We start from the raw sequence: 21,188 nt of genomic DNA on the forward strand, positions 1-21,188 counted from the left end.
ATATTGGGTATGTTAGTACCCAATATGGGTATAGTCAATCTTCTTCACCACTTGCAGCCGCTATCCTTCTTATCCAGCAACATCATCACGGGCGCCAGCAAGCCTGCGCCTGAGTAGGCGGTGCGGCAATCGCCGCGCTTGCCTTGCGCGATGTCGCGCGCCAGCTGGGTTTCCGTTTGCAGCGGCTTGTCGGGGATTTGCCCCACGGCCGTACCCACCTTGGATGGATCGCGCTCGCCGGCCATCTTGCGCGCCGTTTTCCTGGCCGCTTCCATGTCGAATTTTGGCGTCTCTTGCGTGATGGTATCGGGACTGGCCGCCGGCGTGGCCGGTGATGCCGGCACCACCGTGATGGCTTGCGGGCTCGATGCTGGCGCCGTGGCGGCCGGCGGCGTTTCCCGGACAGTGCCGAGTTTCGGCTTGCTGATGGGCTTGGGTTCACGCTTCGGCTTGGCGACTTCGACGGGCGGCGGGGGCGGGGGAGGCTTGGCGGCCAGCGGACGTATCCATACGGCGATCGATTCCACACGCGGGGCCGTGTCCATCCGCGCTGCCGGCTGCACATGGCGCCACAGGTAGATCAAGGCGCCATGCAGCAGCAAGGACACGGCGATGCCCAGCACGATGCCGCGGCGGTTCGGCATGGGCCGGCCACCGTCGTTTCTTTCTATCCTGAACTCCATTGCCGTTGTCGCCTTCATGTCTGATCGGGAAAACTTGCCAAGCCAGTGTCGCATACTTCAATCGTTTTGAAAAATACATGCATCCGAGTGCCGCGCGTAAATAATTTACACAGAGTTTCACCTGACCCTTGACCGAAGTCGATACGGCCTGTATTATCTTGGTCTTCGGAGTGTGGCGCAGCCCGGTAGCGCACCTGGTTTGGGACCAGGGGGTCCAAGGTTCGAATCCTTGTACTCCGACCAAATTTGTAGAAAAAAACCCAAGAGCTTCGGCTCTTGGGTTTTTTTTCGCCTGTACGGTTCACGTACGCCGGGGGCGGTCGGGTAGGTCGGGTTAGCGCGCAGCGCGTAACCCGACAACAGTGTTGGCTATGTCCTTGGTGGCGTCGGATTACGCGCTTGCGCGCTAATCCGACCTACACAGCTGCGCGCTTCGCCGCGATGGCATTGCCCGCGCGGCTGGAACCCTTGCGCCCCAGCTGCTGCGAAATGAACTGCCCCGCGTCGACCACCAGGTCCAGGTCGATGCCGGTGTCTATTCCCAGGCCCTGCATCATGTACAGCACGTCTTCGGTGGCCACGTTGCCGGTGGCGCCCTTGGCGTACGGGCAGCCGCCCAGGCCCGAGACGGACGAGTGATAAATCGCGATGCCTGTTTCCAGGCTGGCGTAGATATTCGCCAGCGCCTGGCCGTAGGTGTCGTGGAAGTGGCCGGACAGCCCGCCCACATGGAAGGCGGCAATCGCGCGTTCCATCACCGCCTGCGTCTTTCTTGGCGTGGCCACGCCGATGGTGTCGGCGATGTCGATCTCGTCGCAACCGAGGTCGCGCATGCGGCCCACCACGTCGGCCACGGCGTCGAGCGGCACGTCGCCCTGGTACGGGCAGCCGAAGGCGCAGCTGATGCTGCCGCGCAGGCGCAGGCCGTGCTGCTTGGCCGCCTTGGCCACGCCTTCGAAGCGGGCGATCGACTCGGCGATGGAGCAGTTGATGTTCTTTTGCGAGAAGGCCTCCGAGGCGGAACCGAAGATCACCACTTCATCGGCCTTCGCCGCCAGCGCTGCGTCAAAGCCTTGCATGTTCGGCGTCAGCGCCGAGTACATCGTGCCGGGGCGGCGCGCGATTCTCTCCATCACTTCCGCGCTGGTGGCCATCTGCGGCACCCATTTCGGCGAGACGAAGGACGCCGCCTCGATATTGGCGAAGCCGGCCTGGGTCAGGCGGTCGACCAGCTCGATCTTCACGGCGGCGCTGATGGTTTCCTTCTCGTTTTGCAGGCCGTCGCGCGGGCCCACTTCGACGATCTTGACCTGTTTCGGCAAACTAGCTTGAGCATTCATTTCAGTATCCTTGCAAACGGTTGACGATGCCGGCAACCACTTCTCCGGCTTGCAGGCGGCGCATCTTGGCGGCGATCTGCGCCACGCTTTCGCGGCGCAGGGTGGCGGCCGAAATATGCGGCGTGATGGTGATGCGGGGTTCTTGCCAGAACGGGTGCTGCTGCGGCAGCGGCTCGTTGCGGAACACGTCGAGCGTGGCGCCGGCGATATGCCCCGAGCGGATCAAGGTCAATAAATCCGGTTCGGCGATATGTGCGCCGCGCGCCACGTTGATGATGTAGGCGCCCGGCAGCAGCATCGACAGGCGGGTGCGGTCGAGCAGGTTGTGCGTGTCCGGCGTGAGCGGCAGCATGCATACCAGTACGCGCGTGCCGCGCAAAAAGGCGTCGAGTCCCTCCTCGCCGGCGAAGCAGTCCACGCCATCGATGTGTTTCTGGCTGCGGCTCCAGCCACGCAGGGGAAACTCGAACTGTGCCAGCGCATCGAGCACGCGCGTGCCCAGCACGCCCATGCCCAGCACGCCGACGGGAAAATCCGCCTTGTCGAACGCGGGCAGCGGCTGCCAGATGCCGGCGCGGCCCTGCGCCTCGTAATCGTCGAAACGGCGGAAGTGGCGCAGCACGGCGTGGCTCACATATTCGGCCATCTGCACGCCCATGCCCGCGTCGTCGAGGCGCACGAGCGGCACGTGGTCCGGCAGCGCGTCGCCGAACTTTAAAAGCGCGTCGACGCCGGCACCCGTATTGAAAATGGCTTTGACCTTGGCCAGCTCGGGCAGCATGGCGGCGGGCGGCTGCCACACGACGGCGTAGTCGCATGGTTCAACCGCTTCGCCTTCGCGCCAGAAATGGATTTCGGCCTCGGGCAGCAAGTCGCGCAGGTCGCTGATCCACGCCGCCTCCTTGCCGTCCGAACGTTGTAACAGGATGCGCATGGTGGCTGCCTTTATGCGGCTGCCTTGAAGGCCAGCAGCGGCGCGCCATCGGCCACCTGGTCGCCGACCGCATACAGCACGTCTTCCACCAGGCCGTCGTGCGGCGCGGCGATCGTGTGCTCCATCTTCATCGCTTCCATGATGACCAGCGGCTCGCCCTTCTTGACGTCCTGGCCCTTGTTCACCAGTACGGCGACCACCTTGCCCGGCATCGGCGCCGTCAGGCGCCCGCCTTCCGCTTCCACTTCGCCCGCATGCGCCATCGGATCGTTGTAATGCAAGGTATGGTGCAAGCCGCCGGTAAACACGTGGAACTGTTCGCCGTCGCGGCGCACGGTGCCGTGCACGGCCCGTTCACCCAGCTTGATGTGCAGCTCGTTGCCTGTGTGCGCCGTCAGGGAGAGGGGCTGGCCGTTGAACAGCCATCCATCCGTCTTGTAGGCGATGCGCGCCGCATAGGCCTTGTTGTCGCTGGCCAAGGTGAATTCATCGGCGAACGACAGGCTGCGCCCCAGGGTGCTGTTCAAACGCCAGCCCAGGGCATTGCCCCACGGGTCGGCGCGGTTGGCCGATTGCGTTTCGGCCGCCGCTTTTTCTTCCAGCAGCAGGGCCACGGACGCCAGCGCCAGGGCCGTGTCGGGCGCCGCCTGCAAGGCGGGGAACAGCGACGCCTGATTGCGCTCGATGAGGCCCGTGTCGAGGTCCGCGCTGGCAAACGCCTGGCCTTCGACCAGGCGTTTCAAGAAGGCGATATTGCTGGCCAGGCCGACGATCTGGTAATCGGCCAGCGCCTGGGCCATGCGCGCCAGTGCCTCGCGGCGGTCGGCGCCCCAGACGATCAGCTTGGCGATCATCGGATCGTAGAATGGCGAAATGGCGTCGCCCTCGCGCACGCCCGAATCGATGCGCACGGCGGCCGGCACCACCGTGCCACCGAGTTCGAACGTGACGGCCGAAGGCGACTGCATGTGGCGCAGGGTGCCGATCGATGGCAGGAAGCCCTTCTCCGGATTTTCCGCATAGATGCGCGCCTCGATGGCGTGGCCGTGGATGGTCAAATCGCTTTGTTTTTTCGGCAGCGGTTCGCCAAAGGCGACGCGCAACTGCCATTCCACCAGGTCGGTACCGGTGATCATTTCCGTCACCGGATGCTCGACCTGCAGGCGCGTGTTCATTTCCATGAAGTAGAACGAACCATCCTGGTTGGCGATGAATTCCACCGTGCCCGCGCCGACATAGCCGACGGCCTTGGCGGCGGCAACGGCCGCTTCGCCCATGGCCGCGCGGCGCTCTGCCGGCATGCCCGGCGCCGGTGCTTCTTCCAGCACCTTTTGATGACGGCGCTGTACCGAGCAATCGCGCTCGAACAGGTAGATGCAGTTGCCGAGCGTGTCAGCGAACACCTGGATTTCGATATGCCGCGGACGCGACAGATATTTCTCGGCCAGCACCTTGTCGTCGCCGAAAGAGCTGATCGCTTCGCGCTTGCACGAGGCCAGCGCGGCCTTGAAATCGGCGCTGTTCTCGATGACGCGCATGCCCTTGCCGCCACCGCCGGCCGAGGCCTTCAGCAGCACCGGGTAGCCGATCTTGTCGGCCTGGCCGTGCAGGAAGTCCGCATCCTGTTCTTCGCCGTGGTAGCCAGGCACCAGTGGCACATTGGCTTTTTCCATCAGCGACTTGGCCGCCGACTTGGAACCCATGGCGCGCATGGCCGATGCCGGCGGGCCGATGAAGACCAGGCCGGCAGAGGCGCAGGCGTCGGCGAAGTCGGCGTTCTCGGACAAAAAGCCGTAGCCGGGGTGGATCGCCTGCGCACCTGTCGCCAGCGCCACGGCGATGATCTTCTCGCCGCACAGATAGCTTTCCTTGGCCGGCGCGGGACCGATCAAGACGGCTTCATCGCACACGGCGACGTGCTTGGCGTTGGCGTCCGCCTCCGAATACACGGCGACGGTCTGGATGCCCATGCGGCGCGCGGTAGCGGCGACACGGCAAGCGATTTCGCCGCGGTTGGCGATCAGGATTTTAGTGAACATGGTCTCTCTCTATTCTCTCAAAAAGGGGCAGCTGTCTCTTGGCGGACCTTGTCTGCTGGCGTGTCGGCTTACGCGCTTTGCGCTAAGCCGACCTACGCATTGGTGAGGCGGTATTCGTAGGTCGGGTTAGCCGGCACGGCGTAACCCGACAAGGCTGTCATCAGCAGCCGCACTTCTCTTTCTGCACCGATTCAAGCATGGCGCCGCGCGTCTGCAAGCCCAGCTTACCGAGCAAGACGCGGTCGTCTTCCGCTTCCGGGTTGTCGGTGGTGAGCAGCTTGTCGCCGTAGAAGATGGAGTTGGCGCCAGCCAGGAAGCACATGGCCTGCACGGCTTCGCCCATCTGGCGGCGGCCTGCCGACAAGCGCACGCGCGCCTTTGGCATGGTGATGCGGGCCACGGCGATGGTGCGCACGAATTCGAACGGGTCCAGCGCTTCCAGGCCAAACAAAGGCGTGCCTTCCACCTGCACCAGGTGGTTGACGGGTACCGATTCCGGATATGGATTGAGGTTCGCCAGTTGGGCGATCAGGCCCGCGCGTTGCAGACGCGTCTCGCCCATGCCGACGATGCCGCCGCAGCACACTTTCAAGCCTGCTTCGCGCACGCGGCCCAGGGTATCGAGGCGGTCCTGGTATTCGCGCGTGGAGATGACGTTGTCGTAGAACTCGGGCGCCGTATCGAGGTTGTGATTATAGAAATCCAGACCGGCGTTTTTCAGGCGGTCCGCTTGTCCCTCTTCCAGCATGCCCAGGGTGGCGCAGGTTTCCAGGCCCAGCGCTTTGACTTTGCTGACCATTTCCTCGACCTTGTCCATGTCGCGGTCTTTCGGGCCGCGCCAGGCGGCGCCCATGCAGAAGCGCGTGGCACCGTTGGCTTTCGCCTGGCGGGCCGCGTCGAGCACCGTGTCGATGTCGAGGATTTTTTTCGCTTCCACGCCCGTGTCGTAGCGGGCCGCCTGCGGGCAGTAGCCGCAGTCTTCCTCGCAGCCGCCCGTCTTGATCGACAGCAGGGTCGCCAGTTCCACGTCGCCATCGGGGAAGTTGATGCGGTGGGTTTGCTGGGCCTTGAACATCAGGTCATTGAACGGCAGGTCGAACAGGGCCAGCACATCATCGATGGGCCAGGTGGCCGCTTCCGGCAGGGTGATGCGTGCAGCCGGACGGTGCAGTTCGACGGTTTTTGCTGCTTCTTGGACTACGGACATGGTGATTCCTTCGCTTCTATTTTTGGATACGATTAATTGTTTGGTTTACGTGTTCGACTGTTGCGCCGGCCAGTTCGGCAGGCCGGTGAAATCGAGATACGCGGCCGCCGCTTGCGCGCTCGGTTGCGCCAGGCGCGGCACCCTGCCCAGCAGCGGCGCCGGGATGCGCTCGATCAGCGCATCGATATTTTCGTCGAGGAAGCGCATTTCCACTTCCAGGGTGTTGGCGACCCAGCCGATGACCGTCAGGCCGCGCGCTTCGATGGCTTCCACCGTCAGCAAGGCCTGGCTGATGCAGCCCAGGCGCATGCCGACCACCAGGATCACGGGCAGGTCGAGCTGCTGCGCCAGGTCGGCAGAATCGAAACCGGGAGACAGCGGCACGCGGAAACCGCCCACGCCTTCGACCACGACGGCGTCCGAGGCGGCGGCGATTTCCAGGTAGGCGGCCAGGATGGGCACGGATTCGATGCTCACGCCTTCGAGCGCGGCGGCGATGTGCGGCGCTGCCGGCTCCTTCAGCATGTAGGGCGTCGTCAGGCTGCGCAGCATGGTGACGTTGCCGGCGGCGATCAGGCTGTCGGCGTCTTCATTATGCAGTTCGCCATCGCGCATTTCGGCGCCGGCGGCCACGGGCTTCATGCCGCAGGCGCGCACGCCGCGCGCCACCAGCGCGTGCAGCAGGGCCGACGACGTCAGGGTCTTGCCGATTTCCGTGTCGGTGCCGGTAACGAAACAGGCAAAGCGCGATGGCAGGCCGGTGGTGGCCGGCGCCGGCTGCACGGCCGGTGCCAGGTCCGCCAGCACGTCCGCCACGATAGGGTCATCAAGGCTCATGGCGAGTCCTTTCCAGAGTGTTGACTGCGTTGATCAATTGCGCCACTTCCTGCGCCGTGTGGCCGGCCGACAGGGTCGCGCGCAGGCGCGCCGTGCCAGCTGGCACGGTGGGCGGGCGGATCGCGCCGACCCACAGGCCCTGCTGGTACAGTTGGGCGGCGACGGCCATCATGTGCGCGTTTTCGCCGATGATGACGGGCTGGATGGCGGTCACTGAAGGCAAGGCTTGCCAGCGTTGCAGCTGCAAGCCGTCGTTCCACTGTGCCACCAGCGCCGCCAGGTGGGCGCGGCGTTGCTTTCCTTCTTCACCGGCGATGATGTCCAGGCTGGCCAAGAGCGCATGCGCGAGCGCGGGTGCTGCCGCCGTCGTGAAGATGTAGGGGCGTGCCTTCTGGATCAGCGTGTCGATCACGGCTTCGTGCGCGCACACAAAGGCGCCGCCCACGCCGGCCGATTTTCCCAGGGTGCCCACATACACGAGGTAGGGCGAACGCAAATTGAAATGTTCGAGCGCACCGCGGCCATGCTCGCCCAGCGCGCCGAAGCCGTGCGCGTCGTCGACCACCAGCCAGGCGCCGTATTGTTCGCACAGGGCCAGCAGCGCGGGCAGCGGCGCCAGGTCGCCATCCATGCTGAAGACACTGTCGGTGACGACGATCTTGGTTTGCGCCGTGCTGGCTGCCAGCAGGCCCGCCAGGGCATCGAGGTCGGCGTGCGGATACACGCGCGTTTTCACGCGGGCCAGGCGCGTGCCGTCGATCAGCGAGGCGTGGTTCAGCGCTTCCGAAAAAATCTCCGCGTCCGGGTCGCCGGCCGACAGGGCCGTGAGCACGGCCAGGTTGGCCATGTAGCCGGTGCAGAAATACAGGGCGCGCGCCTGTTCCAGGTTGGCGCCGACGAACGCCGCCAGCCGCTCTTCCAGCTGCGCGTGGGCGCGGCTATGGCCGCTGATCAGGTGCGAAGCGCCGCTGCCGGCGCCATACAGGTCGGCGCCCTCTTTCAGCGCGGCGACGATGCGCGGATGCGCGGCCAGGCCCAGGTAGTCATTGCTGCAAAAGGCCAGCATGGCGCGCCCGTCCACCGTCAGGCGCGGCGCGCATGGCGTGTCGACGGTGCGGCGGCGGCGGATCAGGCTGCGCTCTTCCAGTCCGTGCAACTGCTGCTTCAAGCGCGTGAGCAGTTCCATCTCAGGCTCCCGTCACGCTGTTGAAGACGGCCAGGGTCTGCTGGCCCAGGCCGGCAATTTCCTCGTCGTCGAGGATGTACGGCGGCATCAGGTAGACGGTGGAGCCGATGGGACGCATCAGCAGTTCATGTTCCAGTGCCGTGCTGAAGAAGCGGCGCGAGAAATCGGGCGCCGCATCCACCGCATCGAAGGCCCAGATCATGCCCTGCTGTCTGAAGTTTTTTACCTTGTTATGCTGCGCCAGCGGCGCCAATGCGCGCGTGATTTTTTCGGCGCGCACGCGGTTGGCCACCAGCACGTCGTCTTCCTCGAAAATCGACAAAGTCGCCAGCGCGGCGCGGCAGGCCAGCGGGTTGCCCGTGTACGAGTGCGAATGCAAAAAGCCGCGGCGCACGTCGGTGCTGTAGAACGCCTGATAGATGTCTTCGCGCGTCATCACCAGGGACAGCGGCAGGTAGCCGCCGCTGATGCCTTTCGACAGGCAGACGAAATCGGGCCAGATGCCGGCCTGCTCGCACGCAAAAAAGGTGCCCGTGCGGCCGCAGCCGACGGCGATTTCGTCGAGGATCAAATGGACTTGATAGCGGTCGCACAGGGCGCGCACCAGGGACAGGTACAGCGGGTCGTGCATGGCCATGCCGGTCGCGCATTGCACCAGCGGCTCGATGATGATGGCGGCGATTTTGTCGGCTTTTTGCTGGAACAGCTGTTCCACTTCACAGGCGGCGCGGCGCGCCACATCTTCAGCCGTTTCGCCTTCGGCCGCCTGGCGCAAGTCGGGCGACATCACCGTCTGGGTGGCGCGCAGCAGGGGGCCGTAGGCATCCTTGAACAGGGCGACGTCCGTGACGGCCAGGGCGCCGATGGTTTCGCCGTGGTAGCTGCCCTTTAAACAGACGAATTCCTGTTTCTCGCTCTTGCCGCTGTTGCGCCAGGCGTGAAAACTCATTTTCAGGGCGATTTCCACGGCCGAGGCGCCGTCGGAGGCATAAAAACTGTGGCCAAGCACGCCGCCGGTGAGCGCAGAGAGCTTTTCCGACAGTTCGATCACCGGTTCATGCGTGAAACCGGCCAGCATGGCGTGTTCCAGGCGGTCCAGCTGATCCTTGAGTTCCGCATTGATGCGCGGATTCGCATGGCCGAACAGGTTCACCCACCAGGAGCTGATGGCGTCCAGGTAGCGTCGGCCTTCGTGGTCATACAGCCAGGCGCCGCAGCCATGGCTGACGGGGATGAGCGGTACAGTCTCGTGGTGCTGCATTTGCGTGCAAGGATGCCACACGCTGCGCAGACTGCGTTCGACCCAGCCCGATTGTTTTTCTGCTTTCAAAACTGCTCCAATGATATTCTTAGACCATGGGCTTCAGACTATTCACTAGCCCATGAGCCAAGCCGGCTTGCGCTTGTCGAGGAACGATTGCACGCCTTCGCGGCCCTGTTCCGAGGCGCGGATCTGCGCGATGCGCTCGGCGGTATCCGCCAGCAGCGCGTCGTCGACCGGCAGGCCGGCGATCTCGCGCACCAGCGTTTTCGCTTGCGCCACGGCGTGCGGGCTATTGCCCGTCAGCGCTTTCAGCACCTCCGCCGTTTTCGCGTCCAGCGCGCTTGCCTCGACTACCTCGTGGGCAAAGCCGATGCGCAGCGCCTCTTGCGCGGAGAACCGCTCGGCGCTCAGGAAATAGCGGCGCGCCGCGTTTTCGCCCATGGCCTTGATGACATACGGTGAAATAGTGGCCGGGATCAGGCCCAGCCGCACTTCGCTCAGGCAGAAATGCACATCTTCCGCAGCCAGAATGATATCGCATGCGGCGACCAGACCCATGCCGCCCGCATAACAGTCGCCCTGGATCTTCGCCACCACGGGTTTCGGACACAGGTAAATCGTGCGCAGCATCTGCGCCAGCTGCAGCGCGTCGGCCTGGTTTTCGGCATGCGTGTAGCCTGCCATCTTCTTCATCCAGTTCAGGTCCGCACCGGCGCAAAAGGCCGCGCCATTCGCCGCCAGCACGATGGCGCGCACCATGTCGCTGCGTCCCAGGCCCTCGAAGGCGCGCGCCAGTTCGGCGATCGTCGTCTCGTTGAAGGCGTTGCGCACGTCAGGGCGGTTCAGGGTCACGGTAGCGACATTGCCCTCGATGACCAGTTTTAAGGTTTCAAATTCCATGATCTTCTCCCTGAATGCCGCTTACATGCGGAACACGCCGAACTTCGTGTCCGGGATTTCCGCGTTCAAGGCGGCCGATAGGCCCAGGCCCAGCACCATGCGGGTGTCGGCCGGGTCGATCACGCCATCGTCCCACAGGCGCGCGGTGGCATAGTATGGGTGGCCCTGGTGTTCGTATTGGTCCTTGATCGGCTGCTTGAAGGCCGCTTCCTCGTCCGCGCTCCACTGCCCGCCCTTGCCCTCGATGCCGTCGCGCTTGACGGTCGCCAGCACGGAGGCGGCCTGGTCGCCGCCCATGACGGAGATGCGCGCATTCGGCCACATCCACATGAAACGGGGGGAAAACGCGCGCCCGCACATGCCGTAGTTGCCGGCGCCGAAGCTGCCGCCGATGATCACCGTGAATTTCGGCACGGCCGCCGTGGCGACAGCGGTCACCATCTTGGCGCCATTGCGGGCGATGCCTTCGTTTTCGTATTTGCGGCCCACCATGAAGCCCGTGATATTTTGCAGGAAGACCAGCGGGATCTTGCGCTGGCAGCACAGCTCGATGAAGTGCGTGCCTTTCAGCGCCGATTCGGAGAACAAAATGCCGTTGTTGGCGATGATGCCGACTTTGACGCCATAGATATGCGCGAAGCCGCAGATCAGGGTGGTGCCGTAGCGGGCCTTGAATTCGTCGAAATCGCTGCCGTCAACGATGCGCGCGATCACCTCGCGTACATCGAAGGGCTTGCGCGTATCGACGGGGATCACGCCATACAGTTCCTGCGTCGGGTATTTCGGCTCGACGGAGGCGCGCAAATCCATCTGCTGCGGTTTTTTACGGTTCAGGTTTGAGACGATGGTGCGCGCCAGCGACAGCGCATGCAGATCGTTCTGCGCCAGGTGGTCGACCACGCCGGACAAGCGCGTGTGCACGTCGCCGCCGCCCAGGTCTTCTGCCGTCACCACTTCACCGGTGGCCGCTTTCACCAGCGGCGGGCCGCCGAGGAAAATCGTGCCCTGCTCCTTGACGATGATCGACTCGTCGCTCATGGCCGGCACGTAGGCGCCGCCGGCCGTGCAAGAACCCATGACCACGGCGATTTGCGGGATGCCCTTGGCCGACAGGTTCGCCTGGTTGTAGAAGATGCGGCCGAAATGGTCGCGGTCGGGGAAGACGTCGTCCTGGTTCGGCAGGTTGGCGCCGCCCGAATCGACCAGGTAAATGCACGGCAGGTTGTTCTGGTCGGCGATTTCCTGGGCGCGCAAATGCTTTTTCACCGTCATCGGGTAATACGTGCCGCCCTTGACGGTGGCGTCATTGCACACGATTACGCATTCCTGGCCCGAGACCCTGCCGATGCCGGTGATGATGCCGGCGGCGGGCGCCGCATCGACGCCCTTGGCGTCCTGGTACATGGCGTAGGCCGCCATCTGGGAAAACTCAAGGAAGGGCGTGCCGGGATCGAGCAGCATCTGCACCCTGTCGCGTGGCAGCAGCTTGCCGCGCGCCAGGTGTTTGGCGGCCGCCGCCTCGCCGCCACCGGCCGCGATCTTTTCCACCTTGTCGCGCAAATCGTCGACGATGGCTTGCATGGCCGCGGCATTGGCCTTGAAATCTTCACTGCGCGGATTGAGTTTGCTTTCGATGTGCGGCATTGCGGTTCCTTTTTCTTATCGCCCGGTCTCTCGGGTCGCGCTATTCGGGAAAACTGCCGTCGAGATAAAACCAGCGCATGCCGCCGTCACCAGCTTCGCGCACGAAGCGGCTCACTTCATGCAGGCGGTGCGCGCGGCCGTTGACCTTGTAGCGGGCCACGAATTCGACGCTGTCGCGGTTTGTCTCTTCGGCTTGATCTGCTGATATTGCTTTACGTTGACGTAAACGTAAAGCAGATTTTACCTCAAGTCCCAGCCAATGGACTTTTTCTTCCTCGGCAAATAAAGCGTCGGTGGGACGGGTGCTGGCATGCCAGGTGGCCAGCAGATACGGCTCGTCGCGCAGGGTGAACGCCGTGTAGCGCGAGCGCATCAGCGCTTCGGCCGTGGGCGGCAGGGCGTCGCCCGCGATGTACGGGCCGCAGCAGTTGGCGTAGGCGGCGCCGCCACAGGGGCAGGCGGACAATTTCGAAGGTGTGGGCATGCGCTGGCAAATAGGGGAACTGAAAAGTTCCGCAATTATCCGCCATAACGGTGGCGCCGCGTGCGCGCCGCCTTGGCCGGCTATTTTTTCGGGCTGAGGAAGTCCAGCGCGAACGGCGGCGCCTTGCCGGCCATGAGGTCGGCCAGGATGCGCGCCGTGCCGGCGGCAAAGGTAAAGCCCAGCGGCCCATGGCCCACGTTGAGCCACAAATTCGCATATTTGCTGGCGCCGACCAGCGGCGCGCTGTTTGGCGTGGCGGGACGCAAGCCGGCCCAGGCCGTGGCCTGGTCGTAATCGGCTGCCTGTGGCATGGCTTCGCGCGCCAGCCGCGTCAGGCCGGCGATGCGGTTCCAATCGATGCGGTTGTCTGCGCCCACCATGTCGACCATGGCGGCCACGCGCAAGTGGCCGCCAATGCGCGCATACAGCACCTTGCGTTCGAAATCCGTGATGCTGATCTCGGGCGCCTTGTCCTGCGTGCGGATGGGCGCCGTCAGGCTGTAGCCTTTCAGCGGGTACAGCGGCAAATAAATGCCCGCCGTGGCGGCCAGGTCGCGGCTCTGGATGCCGGCCGCCAGCACGTAGTGGTCCGCTTGCAGCAAACCCAGGCTGGTATCGACGCCGCTCATCTTGCCATTGCGCGTGACGAGGCCGCGTGCTTGGCCTTTCAGCAGGAGAGAAAAGTTAGGGTGCTGCAGCAGGCGCGCTTCGAGGGCCAGGCAAAAGGCGTGGCAATCGGCCACCGCTTCGCCGGGCGTAAAGATGCCGCCCGCCAGGGAACCCTGCAAGGCGGCCAGCGCCGGTTCGCGCTGCACTGCTTCCAGCGGCGACAAGACTATGCGCGCCTCTTCCGATTCGGGGCGGGCCACGGCGCGCTGGAAGATGGCCGGCGAGCGGTAGACGATGAGCTTGCCCGCATCGCGCCAGGCATACGCCTCGGGCGGCACCGTCAACTCCAGCTGCGCCATGCCAGTGCGGCTCAGTTCGCCCAGTTCCAGCAGCTTGGCCGTCGTGCGGGCATTGCTGGCGCTGTTACAGTTGCGCAGGAAACTGGCCATCCAGCGCCATTGGCGCCAGTCGGCCTCCGGGCGGAAGCGCAGCGGTCCGTCTTTTTGCAGCAGCCACTGCAGGGCCTTCAGGGGGACGCCGGCGTCGGCCAGCGGTGCCACATAGCGATAGCTGAGCTGGCCGCCATTGCGGTAACTGGCGGCGACCGCCACTTCTTCATTGCGTTCCAGTAAAGTGACCTTGTAGCCGGCCTCGGCCAGCCACCAGGCCGATGTCAGACCGACGACGCCGCCGCCGATGATGATGACTTGTTGCTGCATGTAGCCTCGCTGCGTTGCGCTCCCATGGTGCGGGAGCATTCGGGAAGAGCTTAGAGGCTGGGCGTTATGGGAGCCAATGAAACATCATGGTGCAGCCATAACTTTCAGGAATGCACCATTTCAAGGCAAGGCGTGACTGTTGGCAATCGCACCACGGTATAAGGCCGTGAGTATCAATTCCTCGCTGCGCCCCATGGCGGAGTACGCGCCGGGGTATTGCCCGGGATCGCTGCCCGTGCCGCCCACCAGCATCACCATGCCGTTCCTGTTCTTGAAATCGAGCACGAAGGCGGAGACCAGGCCATACGCGTCGCCCAGGTGGCCCACGGCGTCGAAGCTGGCACCGTCGGCCAGGCCGTTGCCCTGCCCTGCCACCGCATCGAATTGCTGGTTGCCCAGGCCCCAGGCGCGGTACAGGCCCCGCTCGCTGTCACCATTGCCGCCAGCGGGCGCCAATTGCCATTGCCGCCCAAACATCAGCGCGATGCTGGCCGGCTGCACGATCTGTTGACCCTGGTAGCGCCCGCCATCGAGCAGCATCTGCATGATCTTGCCCAGGCCGGCGGCGGAAATGCGCAAGCCGCCCGTGGGACTGAAGACGGTGGCATTGCTGCCGATCACATAACGTTCAAGGCCGGGCGGCGCGGCGGGTGGGCGCGCCGAGAAATCGTCGACCTGCGCGATCCACGGCCCGTGCGGCTGCCACACTTCCGTGTCGACGGTGCGCTTGCGGTACAGGGTAGCCGTGTTTGCCACGTCTTGCGCCGGGAACGCCGCCGGGTTGTAGCCGCCTGGCACGTCCATGGGATCGAGCAGCAAACGCCGCATCAGCAGGTCGAAGCGCTCGCCCGTGACTTGCTCCATCACCGTGCCGATCACGCCCCAGTTCAGGTTGGAATACGTGAAGTAGCGCCCTGGCGCCGCGGTCGTATCCCACATGAGGTCGCCACCGGCCGTAAACACGTCGCGCAGGCTGCGCTCCGGTCCCCAGGCGTAGCCGCCCGCATCGCGCAGCGAGGAGGTATGGCTGAGCAAGCTGCGCAAGGTCACGCTCTGCTGGGGGAAATGCGGATTGCGCAGGGAAAAGCCCAGATAAATACTGACATCCTGGTCCAAGCTCAGCTTGCCTTGCTCCACCAGGCGCATCAGGCCGAGAGTGGTCATCATCTTGGAGACCGAGGCGATGCGGAACAGGGTGGCCGGCGTCGCTGGCAAGTTGCTGTCCGGCGTAGCGCCCAGGTGGCGGTAGCCAAACTGCTGTTCATACGACACCTTGCCGTGGCGGATGGCCAGCACGGACAGGCTGGCCAGCGGGTGTGCAGGGTCATCGACGATGGCCGACAGGGCCGCATCGAGCGCGCGCTGCTGTGCGGGCGGCAGCGCTGGCGCGGCGCCGCTGCCGGGCGGCGCGGCCAGCGTACTCCAGGTCGTACCCAGCAACAGCAAGCCCAGCAAACCCGTCATTTTATTGATCATGCTTTCCCTGTGTCATGGTGGATGGAGTGCAGCACCAGCATAGGGTGGGAAAGTGTCCAAGGCCAATGAAAATTGCTTATTTATCTATAATGCAAAGCTATACCCATGGTAAAACATTGTTTTTTTAAGTGTATAACCGTTATTTATAGCTATTTTCCATTTATTCATGGGCGGACGGGATACGCGCAAGCGCCATCGCTATTACACTAGGAGGACAAGGAGAACTGTATGAGCCAGACCAGCGTAGAACTCAAGGTCGATTTAAATGACAATTCGCCTTTATATATGCAGATCGCCCGCAAGCTGAGCGATGACGTACGCAACGGCCGCTACCAGGTAGACCAGGCCCTGCCATCTGAACGTACCCTGTCCGAACTGCTCGACGTATCGCGCGTGACTGCCCGCAAGGCCATCGACCAGCTGGTCGAGCAAGGCCTCGTGGTGCGCCGCCGTGGCTCGGGCAACTATATTGCCCCGCGCATCGAGCAGCCGCTGTCGAACCTGTCGAGCTTTTCCGAGCAGCTGCAGCAGCGCGGCTACCGTCCCGGTTCGCGCTGGCTCAAGCGCGATGTCGTCATCGCCAGCAGCGATGAGCAGCTGAGCCTGGGCCTGGCCCAGAATACCAAAGTGGCCCGCCTGGAGCGCTTGCGCCTGGCCGACGACGTGGTGATGGCGTATGAAGTGAGCGTGCTGCCGTTCAGCGTGGTGCCGGACCCGGGCGCCGTGGGCGACTCGCTGTATGCGTACCTGAGCAACATCAAGAAGGCCCCCGTGCGCGCCCTGCAGCATATCCGCGCCATGAATGCGACGGCCGAGCTGGCCAAGCAGCTGGGCATCCCCGATGGCCAGGCCGTGCTGTTCATCACGCGCATCGCCTATCTGGAGTCGGGCGAAGCGGTGGAACTCACGCATTCGTATTGCCGCAGCGATCATTACGATTTTGTCGCCGAAATGCGCCGTTCTCCATAAAGCTCGCGCGCCTCCCTGACGAGCCAGCATCGACCGGCTCGCCAGGAAACCGCTCCCCACGGCTGCTACGCGCTGCCTGAATTACTGCTCTATCAGGCGGATCATGGATTCCGCCACGCCGACGGACGACTCCCAGCTCATGCCGGTCACGAGCCGGCCGTCAACCTCGACGTGACTCTTGCCATTGGCGCCATGCCTGAATATGCCGCCATGGCCCTTGATGCTGCCTTCCGCTGAAAAGGGATAGGCCTTGTAGACCGGCGATTCCTTGTTGAGATACGCATCGGGGAACGAGGTCAGCACCTTGCCCTGGATGAGGAAAGTACCGTCGCTGAGCTTCAGGTTCTTGATACCCTCGGTGCCATGGCAGATGGCCGCGATCACCCCGCCTTGTTGTTCATAGATGCGCAAGGCGATGTCCTGCAGCGGCTTGTTGTCCGGGACGCCGACGATGGCCGAGCCGCCGCCGACGAAAGCCATGCCCGCATACTCGTCCGCCCTGACCTCGGCGACGGGCCTGGTATGGGCCAGTGCCCACATGAAATCACTGTCGTACAGATGCTGCTTGAGCAGCGGGTCCGACGTGACGACCATTTCCAAAGGAACGGCGCCACCCTCGGGACTGACGAAGTCGACCGCGTACCCTGCCTTGCGAAAGACTTCATAGGTATAGGCAAGTTCGGGGAAGTTATTGCCTGCGTTAATTTTGGTGCCGGGATATTCATGCACGTTCGACACCACCAGCAGCACCTTGCGTGCGTGGCGCGGGGCTGCCGGCTCGCGATCGGCCGACTTGCTGATGATCTTCCAGTTGCCGGCGATCTTTTTCAAAAGAAAGACATCCACATAGCGCACCCCTTGCTGGGGAATGTGGATCTCGGCCTTGGCGGTGGCCACCTTGCCGCTCACCTCCACCTTGATCAGTCGTCCGTGGCGTCCATTGAATTGCCCTTTTTTCTCCTCGGTAAAGAGTTTGGCGTATTCCGGACCGCTCATTTCCCATTCCGCATCGTTTTTACCGTCCAGGTAAAGGCGGGCGGTGGCATGGAAGGCCTGGTTGATCTCGCTTTGTATGTTGAAGCTGGTGCCATGCAGATACAAGCCCACGGTTTCCCGGATGGCATTTTCGTCCTGGTCCGCGGTGGCGGCGGTAGCGACGGCGGCGATGCTTAGGAAGCAACAGGCGAGTATGGTTCGCACTAAAAACTGAATCATGGATTTACCCTGCATGAAGAATACGTTTATCGGAGCAACGACGATTTCAGATCGTTGATGGTCGATAATTTATCGAAATGCAGGGAAATTAATGTCGCCAAACAGGATGTCAGACTCCTGAATGGCGATTCCGGAGTGGTTTTACACGGGAATGGCCCCGGCCGCCTGGCCAGATTGGGCGCGGTAGCTGGCGGGTGTCTGCCCAGCCACTTTCTTGAAGGTCGAGTAAAAGGTGGAACTGGAGTTGAAGCCGCAACGCTCGGCAACGGTATCCATGTTCAGTTGCGGTTCGCCGCTCAATACCTGTTTCGCTTCGGCGATACGGTATTCGTTGACGTAGCTAGTGAAGCTCTTGCCCAGCTTGTCGTTGAGCACCTGCGACACCTGCGCCTGCGTGCATCCGGCCCGCTTGGCCAGTTGGGCCAAAGTCAGATTCGGGTTCAGATAGGATTGTTGCCCGCTCATCTGTTGTTCCAGCGCGGCGAGCACGGCCAGCGCATCGTCGTGCGCCAGGCGGCTATTCCGGTATTTCTCCTTCGGCTCGGCAGGCGTCGCGGTTTCCTTTCTCAGCAGAAAGACCATGACCGCGACGTGCAGCGAGAAGGTGAACGACAAGGCGCCGACAATATAAGACGTGAACGGCGTGCTCGCGTAGGCCGCCAGCATGATGCAGCTGCCTGCGAACACGCTCAGCAGGAGCACGTTGCTGGTCGCCATCCGCTGTCCGTCGTTCCACCATGCATGGCGGCTGTGCCAGAGCAGCCTTGCCGTTGCCAGCAGGTAGCCTAGCCAGAACACATGGATGGCATGGCTCGACAGATCCCACGCAGAACGATACGCGGAATACGGAAAGGCAACGCCAATGCCAATCAGCAGGAAGGACACGCCCAGATGCCAACGCCATTGTTGTCCAGCAGGCAATTGCCCGCGCCCGGCCAGAAAAGCGCGCACATATAGATAGGTCAAGGGACCGATCAGCAGGCAGGCCGACAGGCCCAGCTGGCGAAATTCGATGGCAATCGCCGGGTTGAAGTAAAGAAAGGCGGATTTGGCGGTGCGCACCCCGACAGCCAGCAGCAATGCGCCCAGCAGGCAGTCGGCCAGGCAGCGAGGCCGGCGGCTGAAGAAATAGACGGCCAGGAAAATGCCGTTGATGGCGCCCAGGGCGCTAAACAGGAACAGCAATTGGCGAGCGATCATGAGGCGGTCGTGGAGATAGGCGTCGAACCGCAGTATAGACACAAACGGCGCTGAAATTTGGCTCCGGCCCCCTGAATGCACAAATTGCATGGGCAATGGCGGTACACGACGCTGTCCTGGCCATAAACTCCCGTTATGCCTGCCCGCCATCCTTTCATGGCTGATCTTGCACATCGGTATTAAACTGGTTTCACCTTCAACCATGTTCTGAAATCATGTTGAAAACTGAAACCCCGAGCCGGCGGCATCCGGATCTGGATCTGTATCCGGTGGAACAACTGGTGGCGGCGCTGGTCGATGACCAGTTCTGGGCCGTCGAGGCCGTGCGGCTGGCGTCGCCCGACATTGCCGCCGCCATCACGGCCGCCCTGCCCCGCATCGCCGCCGGCGGGCGCCTGCTGTACGTGGGAGCGGGCACGTCGGGACGCCTGGGCGTGCTCGACAGTGTTGAACTCACTCCCACGTTTTCCTGGCCACCGGAACGGGCCGTCGCCATCCTGGCCGGCGGCGCGGGCGCCATGTTCACGGCCGTCGAAGGCGCCGAAGATGATCTGCAACAGGGCGAGCGGGACTTGTCGGGATTGCAGCCGCAGGAAAATGATGTCGTGATCCTGCTGGCCGCGTCTGGCGCCACGCCGTATGTGCTGGGCGCCCTGCTGGCCGCGCGCAAGGCCGGTGCCTTGACGATCGGCATCGCCAACAACGTGGACGCTCCCGTGGCGCACGAGGCACAATGCGGCATCGTGCTCGACACGGGCACGGAAGTCATTTCCGGCAGCACCCGTTTGAAAGCGGGCACGGCGCAAAAAATCACCCTGAACACGATTTCCAGCGCCCTGATGGTCGGTTTGCATAAAACGTATGGAAACTTGATGGTAGACTTGAAGCCGACCAACGCCAAGCTGATCTGGCGTGCGGTGCGACTGACCATGCATGCCACAGGCGCAAGCGAGGCGCAGGCCAGGAGCGTGCTGGAGCAATGCCACTATCACGTCAAGGTGGCAATAGTTGCCTTGATCAAAAAAATCAACACAAACCAGGCACAGGCATTGTTGGCCAGAGCGGACGGCAGTGTGCGGGCGGCACTGGCGGCCTGATCCGATGGCGCGGCATTCTTCTGTCTGGGAGACAATGAAGGATGTATGGAGCTTGTGAAACAAACCGCCCCGGCGCGCGCGAATAAGCCGTCAAATAAGCCGTGGCTGTGGATCCCTTCCCTGTATTTCGGCCAGGGCATCCCCTATGTAGTGGTCATGACCTTGTCCGTGATCATGTACAAGAATTACGGCTTTTCGAATACGGATATTGCCCTGTATACCAGCTGGTTGTACTTGCCATGGGTCATCAAGCCGCTATGGTCGCCCTTCATCGACATGTACCGCACCAAGCGTTTCTGGATCATCGGCTTGCAGCTGGTGATCGGCGCCGCGCTGGCGCTGGTGGCGTTGACGACTTCCCTGCCGCATTTTTTCCAGATCAGCCTGGCCATCTTCTGGCTGATGGCCTTCAGTTCCGCCACGCATGATATCGCCGCCGACGGCTTCTATATGCTGGGCCTGGAAGAACACCAGCAAGCAGCCTTCGTCGGCGTGCGCAGCACGTTTTACCGCCTGGCGATGATCGCCGGCCAGGGCGGCCTCGTTTACCTGGCCGGTTACCTGACGCATGCGACGGGCAATGTGCAGCTGGCCTGGTCCGTCGTGTTTGCCATCCTGGCGGGGCTGTTCATCACCCTCTTCCTGTACCACTATTTTGTCTTGCCGAAACCCAAGGATGACCGTCCCAGCATCCAGGGCGCCGGTGTGTCTCCGCTGCAGGAATTCGTCGCCACCTTTGCCTCCTTCTTCAAGAAGAAGGATATTGTCGTCATCCTGGGCTTCTTGCTGCTGTTCCGCCTCGGTGAAGCGCAACTGTTGAAGCTGGCCGCGCCCTTCCTGCTCGACCCCGTCGCCAAGGGCGGCCTTGGCCTCAGCACGGAACAAGTGGGCCTCGTCTACGGCACCATCGGCGTGATCGCCCTGACCCTGGGTGGCTTGCTGGGCGGTTACATCATTTCCCGCTTTGGCTTGAAACGCTGCCTGTGGATCATGGTGCTGTCCGTCCATTTGCCGGACCTGGTGTTTGTGTACCTGGCCACGGCCTTGCCCAGCAACATCTATGTGATTGCCGGCGGCATTGCGTTGGAGCAATTTGGCTATGGCTTTGGTTTCGCTTCCTACATGTTGTACATGATCATGGTCTCCGATGGCGCGCATAAAACGGCCCATTACGCCATTTGCACGGGTTTCATGGCCCTGGGCATGATGCTGCCGGGCATGGCCAGCGGCTGGATACAGCAAATGCTCGGTTACCAGCACTTCTTTATCTGGGTCTGCATCGCCACCATTCCTGCCTTCATCATGGCCGCCCTGGTCAAGATCGATCCGGAATTCGGCAAGAAGGCCGCGGCCTGATTCTTTTGCCGTGCGCGCCCGCATGGATG

The 21,188-nt window shown here is 62.9% G+C and carries 18 protein-coding genes and 1 tRNA gene; 4 read left to right on the forward strand and 15 right to left on the reverse strand.

Features of this window, described 5'->3' with window-relative positions:
• Positions 1–44: 44 nt before the first annotated feature.
• Positions 45–644 (reverse strand): hypothetical protein, encoded by a 600-nt coding sequence (locus tag JaAD80_RS15345; RefSeq protein ID WP_102295227.1) that lies wholly within the window; start codon positions 642–644, stop codon positions 45–47.
• A gap of 205 nt (positions 645–849) precedes the next feature.
• Here JaAD80_RS15345 and JaAD80_RS15350 point away from each other — a divergent pair.
• Positions 850–926: transfer RNA gene (locus JaAD80_RS15350), tRNA-Pro, on the forward strand.
• Between the two features lie 173 nt (positions 927–1,099).
• Here the strand turns inward: JaAD80_RS15350 and JaAD80_RS15355 are convergent.
• From JaAD80_RS15355 to JaAD80_RS15410, 12 genes are all read right to left on the reverse strand, one after another.
• Entirely contained in the window at positions 1,100–2,023 is a 924-nt protein-coding gene (locus JaAD80_RS15355) for a hydroxymethylglutaryl-CoA lyase (RefSeq protein WP_102295229.1), read from the reverse strand.
• A gap of 1 nt (position 2,024) precedes the next feature.
• Positions 2,025–2,957, reverse strand: a complete 933-nt coding sequence (locus JaAD80_RS15360) for a glyoxylate/hydroxypyruvate reductase A (protein WP_102295231.1) — start codon at positions 2,955–2,957, stop codon at positions 2,025–2,027.
• Between the two features lie 11 nt (positions 2,958–2,968).
• Positions 2,969–4,996, reverse strand: coding sequence for an acetyl/propionyl/methylcrotonyl-CoA carboxylase subunit alpha (locus JaAD80_RS15365; RefSeq protein ID WP_102295232.1), 2,028 nt, complete (start codon positions 4,994–4,996; stop codon positions 2,969–2,971).
• A 160-nt stretch (positions 4,997–5,156) separates the two neighbouring features.
• Positions 5,157–6,203, reverse strand: a complete 1,047-nt coding sequence (bioB, locus tag JaAD80_RS15370) for a biotin synthase BioB (protein ID WP_046681747.1) — start codon at positions 6,201–6,203, stop codon at positions 5,157–5,159.
• Between the two features lie 45 nt (positions 6,204–6,248).
• Entirely contained in the window at positions 6,249–7,040 is a 792-nt protein-coding gene (gene bioD, locus JaAD80_RS15375; protein WP_102295235.1) for a dethiobiotin synthase, read from the reverse strand.
• Complete coding sequence (bioF, locus tag JaAD80_RS15380; RefSeq protein ID WP_102295237.1) at positions 7,030–8,226, reverse strand: 8-amino-7-oxononanoate synthase; 1,197 nt, start codon at positions 8,224–8,226, stop codon at positions 7,030–7,032. Before bioF ends, bioD begins: the two co-directional genes overlap by 11 nt.
• A gap of 1 nt (position 8,227) precedes the next feature.
• Positions 8,228–9,556: an adenosylmethionine--8-amino-7-oxononanoate transaminase gene (gene bioA, locus JaAD80_RS15385; protein WP_102295238.1), complete on the reverse strand. Its 1,329-nt coding sequence runs from the start codon at positions 9,554–9,556 to the stop codon at positions 8,228–8,230.
• Between the two features lie 45 nt (positions 9,557–9,601).
• Positions 9,602–10,390: an enoyl-CoA hydratase/isomerase family protein gene (locus JaAD80_RS15390; RefSeq protein WP_102295240.1), complete on the reverse strand. Its 789-nt coding sequence runs from the start codon at positions 10,388–10,390 to the stop codon at positions 9,602–9,604.
• 21 nt (positions 10,391–10,411) lie between these two features.
• Positions 10,412–12,034 (reverse strand): carboxyl transferase domain-containing protein, encoded by a 1,623-nt coding sequence (locus JaAD80_RS15395; RefSeq protein ID WP_092719086.1) that lies wholly within the window; start codon positions 12,032–12,034, stop codon positions 10,412–10,414.
• A 40-nt stretch (positions 12,035–12,074) separates the two neighbouring features.
• Positions 12,075–12,530, reverse strand: coding sequence for a YchJ family protein (locus JaAD80_RS15400; RefSeq protein WP_219726831.1), 456 nt, complete (start codon positions 12,528–12,530; stop codon positions 12,075–12,077).
• Between the two features lie 68 nt (positions 12,531–12,598).
• A complete protein-coding gene (locus JaAD80_RS15405) occupies positions 12,599–13,846 on the reverse strand; it encodes a D-amino acid dehydrogenase (protein WP_102295244.1) in 1,248 nt (415 codons plus the stop codon).
• A gap of 120 nt (positions 13,847–13,966) precedes the next feature.
• Positions 13,967–15,322, reverse strand: coding sequence for a serine hydrolase (locus JaAD80_RS15410; protein WP_258003012.1), 1,356 nt, complete (start codon positions 15,320–15,322; stop codon positions 13,967–13,969).
• 228 nt (positions 15,323–15,550) lie between these two features.
• Between JaAD80_RS15410 and JaAD80_RS15415 the strand changes: the two genes are divergently transcribed.
• On the forward strand, positions 15,551–16,291 hold the full coding sequence (locus tag JaAD80_RS15415; protein ID WP_102295246.1) for a GntR family transcriptional regulator: 741 nt from the start codon (positions 15,551–15,553) through the stop codon (positions 16,289–16,291).
• 81 nt (positions 16,292–16,372) lie between these two features.
• Here the strand turns inward: JaAD80_RS15415 and JaAD80_RS15420 are convergent, their stop codons facing one another.
• Positions 16,373–17,506, reverse strand: a complete 1,134-nt coding sequence (locus JaAD80_RS15420; RefSeq protein WP_180979434.1) for a nuclear transport factor 2 family protein — start codon at positions 17,504–17,506, stop codon at positions 16,373–16,375.
• 141 nt (positions 17,507–17,647) lie between these two features.
• On the reverse strand, positions 17,648–18,706 hold the full coding sequence (locus JaAD80_RS15425) for a helix-turn-helix transcriptional regulator (protein WP_180979435.1): 1,059 nt from the start codon (positions 18,704–18,706) through the stop codon (positions 17,648–17,650).
• Between the two features lie 215 nt (positions 18,707–18,921).
• On the opposite strand from JaAD80_RS15425, the gene JaAD80_RS15430 reads away from it, so the two are divergent.
• Entirely contained in the window at positions 18,922–19,803 is an 882-nt protein-coding gene (locus tag JaAD80_RS15430) for an N-acetylmuramic acid 6-phosphate etherase (protein WP_102295251.1), read from the forward strand.
• 45 nt (positions 19,804–19,848) lie between these two features.
• Positions 19,849–21,159: an MFS transporter gene (locus JaAD80_RS15435; protein ID WP_102295253.1), complete on the forward strand. Its 1,311-nt coding sequence runs from the start codon at positions 19,849–19,851 to the stop codon at positions 21,157–21,159.
• The last annotated feature ends 29 nt before the right edge of the window (positions 21,160–21,188 follow it).

The organism is Janthinobacterium sp. AD80 (genome assembly GCF_002878455.1).
Lineage (GTDB): Bacteria > Pseudomonadota > Gammaproteobacteria > Burkholderiales > Burkholderiaceae_D > Janthinobacterium.

Coding starts and splice junctions, on each gene's coding strand:
- JaAD80_RS15345 (WP_102295227.1), bottom strand. CDS start 644: ATGCCGAACCGCCGCGGCATCGTGCTGGGCATCGCCGTGTCCTTGCTG.
- JaAD80_RS15355 (WP_102295229.1), bottom strand. CDS start 2,023: ATGAATGCTCAAGCTAGTTTGCCGAAACAGGTCAAGATCGTCGAAGTG.
- JaAD80_RS15360 (WP_102295231.1), bottom strand. CDS start 2,957: ATGCGCATCCTGTTACAACGTTCGGACGGCAAGGAGGCGGCGTGGATC.
- JaAD80_RS15365 (WP_102295232.1), bottom strand. CDS start 4,996: ATGTTCACTAAAATCCTGATCGCCAACCGCGGCGAAATCGCTTGCCGT.
- bioB (WP_046681747.1), bottom strand. CDS start 6,203: ATGTCCGTAGTCCAAGAAGCAGCAAAAACCGTCGAACTGCACCGTCCG.
- bioD (WP_102295235.1), bottom strand. CDS start 7,040: ATGAGCCTTGATGACCCTATCGTGGCGGACGTGCTGGCGGACCTGGCA.
- bioF (WP_102295237.1), bottom strand. CDS start 8,226: ATGGAACTGCTCACGCGCTTGAAGCAGCAGTTGCACGGACTGGAAGAG.
- JaAD80_RS15390 (WP_102295240.1), bottom strand. CDS start 10,390: ATGGAATTTGAAACCTTAAAACTGGTCATCGAGGGCAATGTCGCTACC.
- JaAD80_RS15395 (WP_092719086.1), bottom strand. CDS start 12,034: ATGCCGCACATCGAAAGCAAACTCAATCCGCGCAGTGAAGATTTCAAG.
- JaAD80_RS15405 (WP_102295244.1), bottom strand. CDS start 13,846: ATGCAGCAACAAGTCATCATCATCGGCGGCGGCGTCGTCGGTCTGACA.
- JaAD80_RS15410 (WP_258003012.1), bottom strand. CDS start 15,322: ATGATCAATAAAATGACGGGTTTGCTGGGCTTGCTGTTGCTGGGTACG.
- JaAD80_RS15415 (WP_102295246.1), top strand. CDS start 15,551: ATGAGCCAGACCAGCGTAGAACTCAAGGTCGATTTAAATGACAATTCG.
- JaAD80_RS15420 (WP_180979434.1), bottom strand. CDS start 17,506: ATGATTCAGTTTTTAGTGCGAACCATACTCGCCTGTTGCTTCCTAAGC.
- JaAD80_RS15425 (WP_180979435.1), bottom strand. CDS start 18,706: ATGATCGCTCGCCAATTGCTGTTCCTGTTTAGCGCCCTGGGCGCCATC.
- JaAD80_RS15430 (WP_102295251.1), top strand. CDS start 18,922: ATGTTGAAAACTGAAACCCCGAGCCGGCGGCATCCGGATCTGGATCTG.
- JaAD80_RS15435 (WP_102295253.1), top strand. CDS start 19,849: ATGGAGCTTGTGAAACAAACCGCCCCGGCGCGCGCGAATAAGCCGTCA.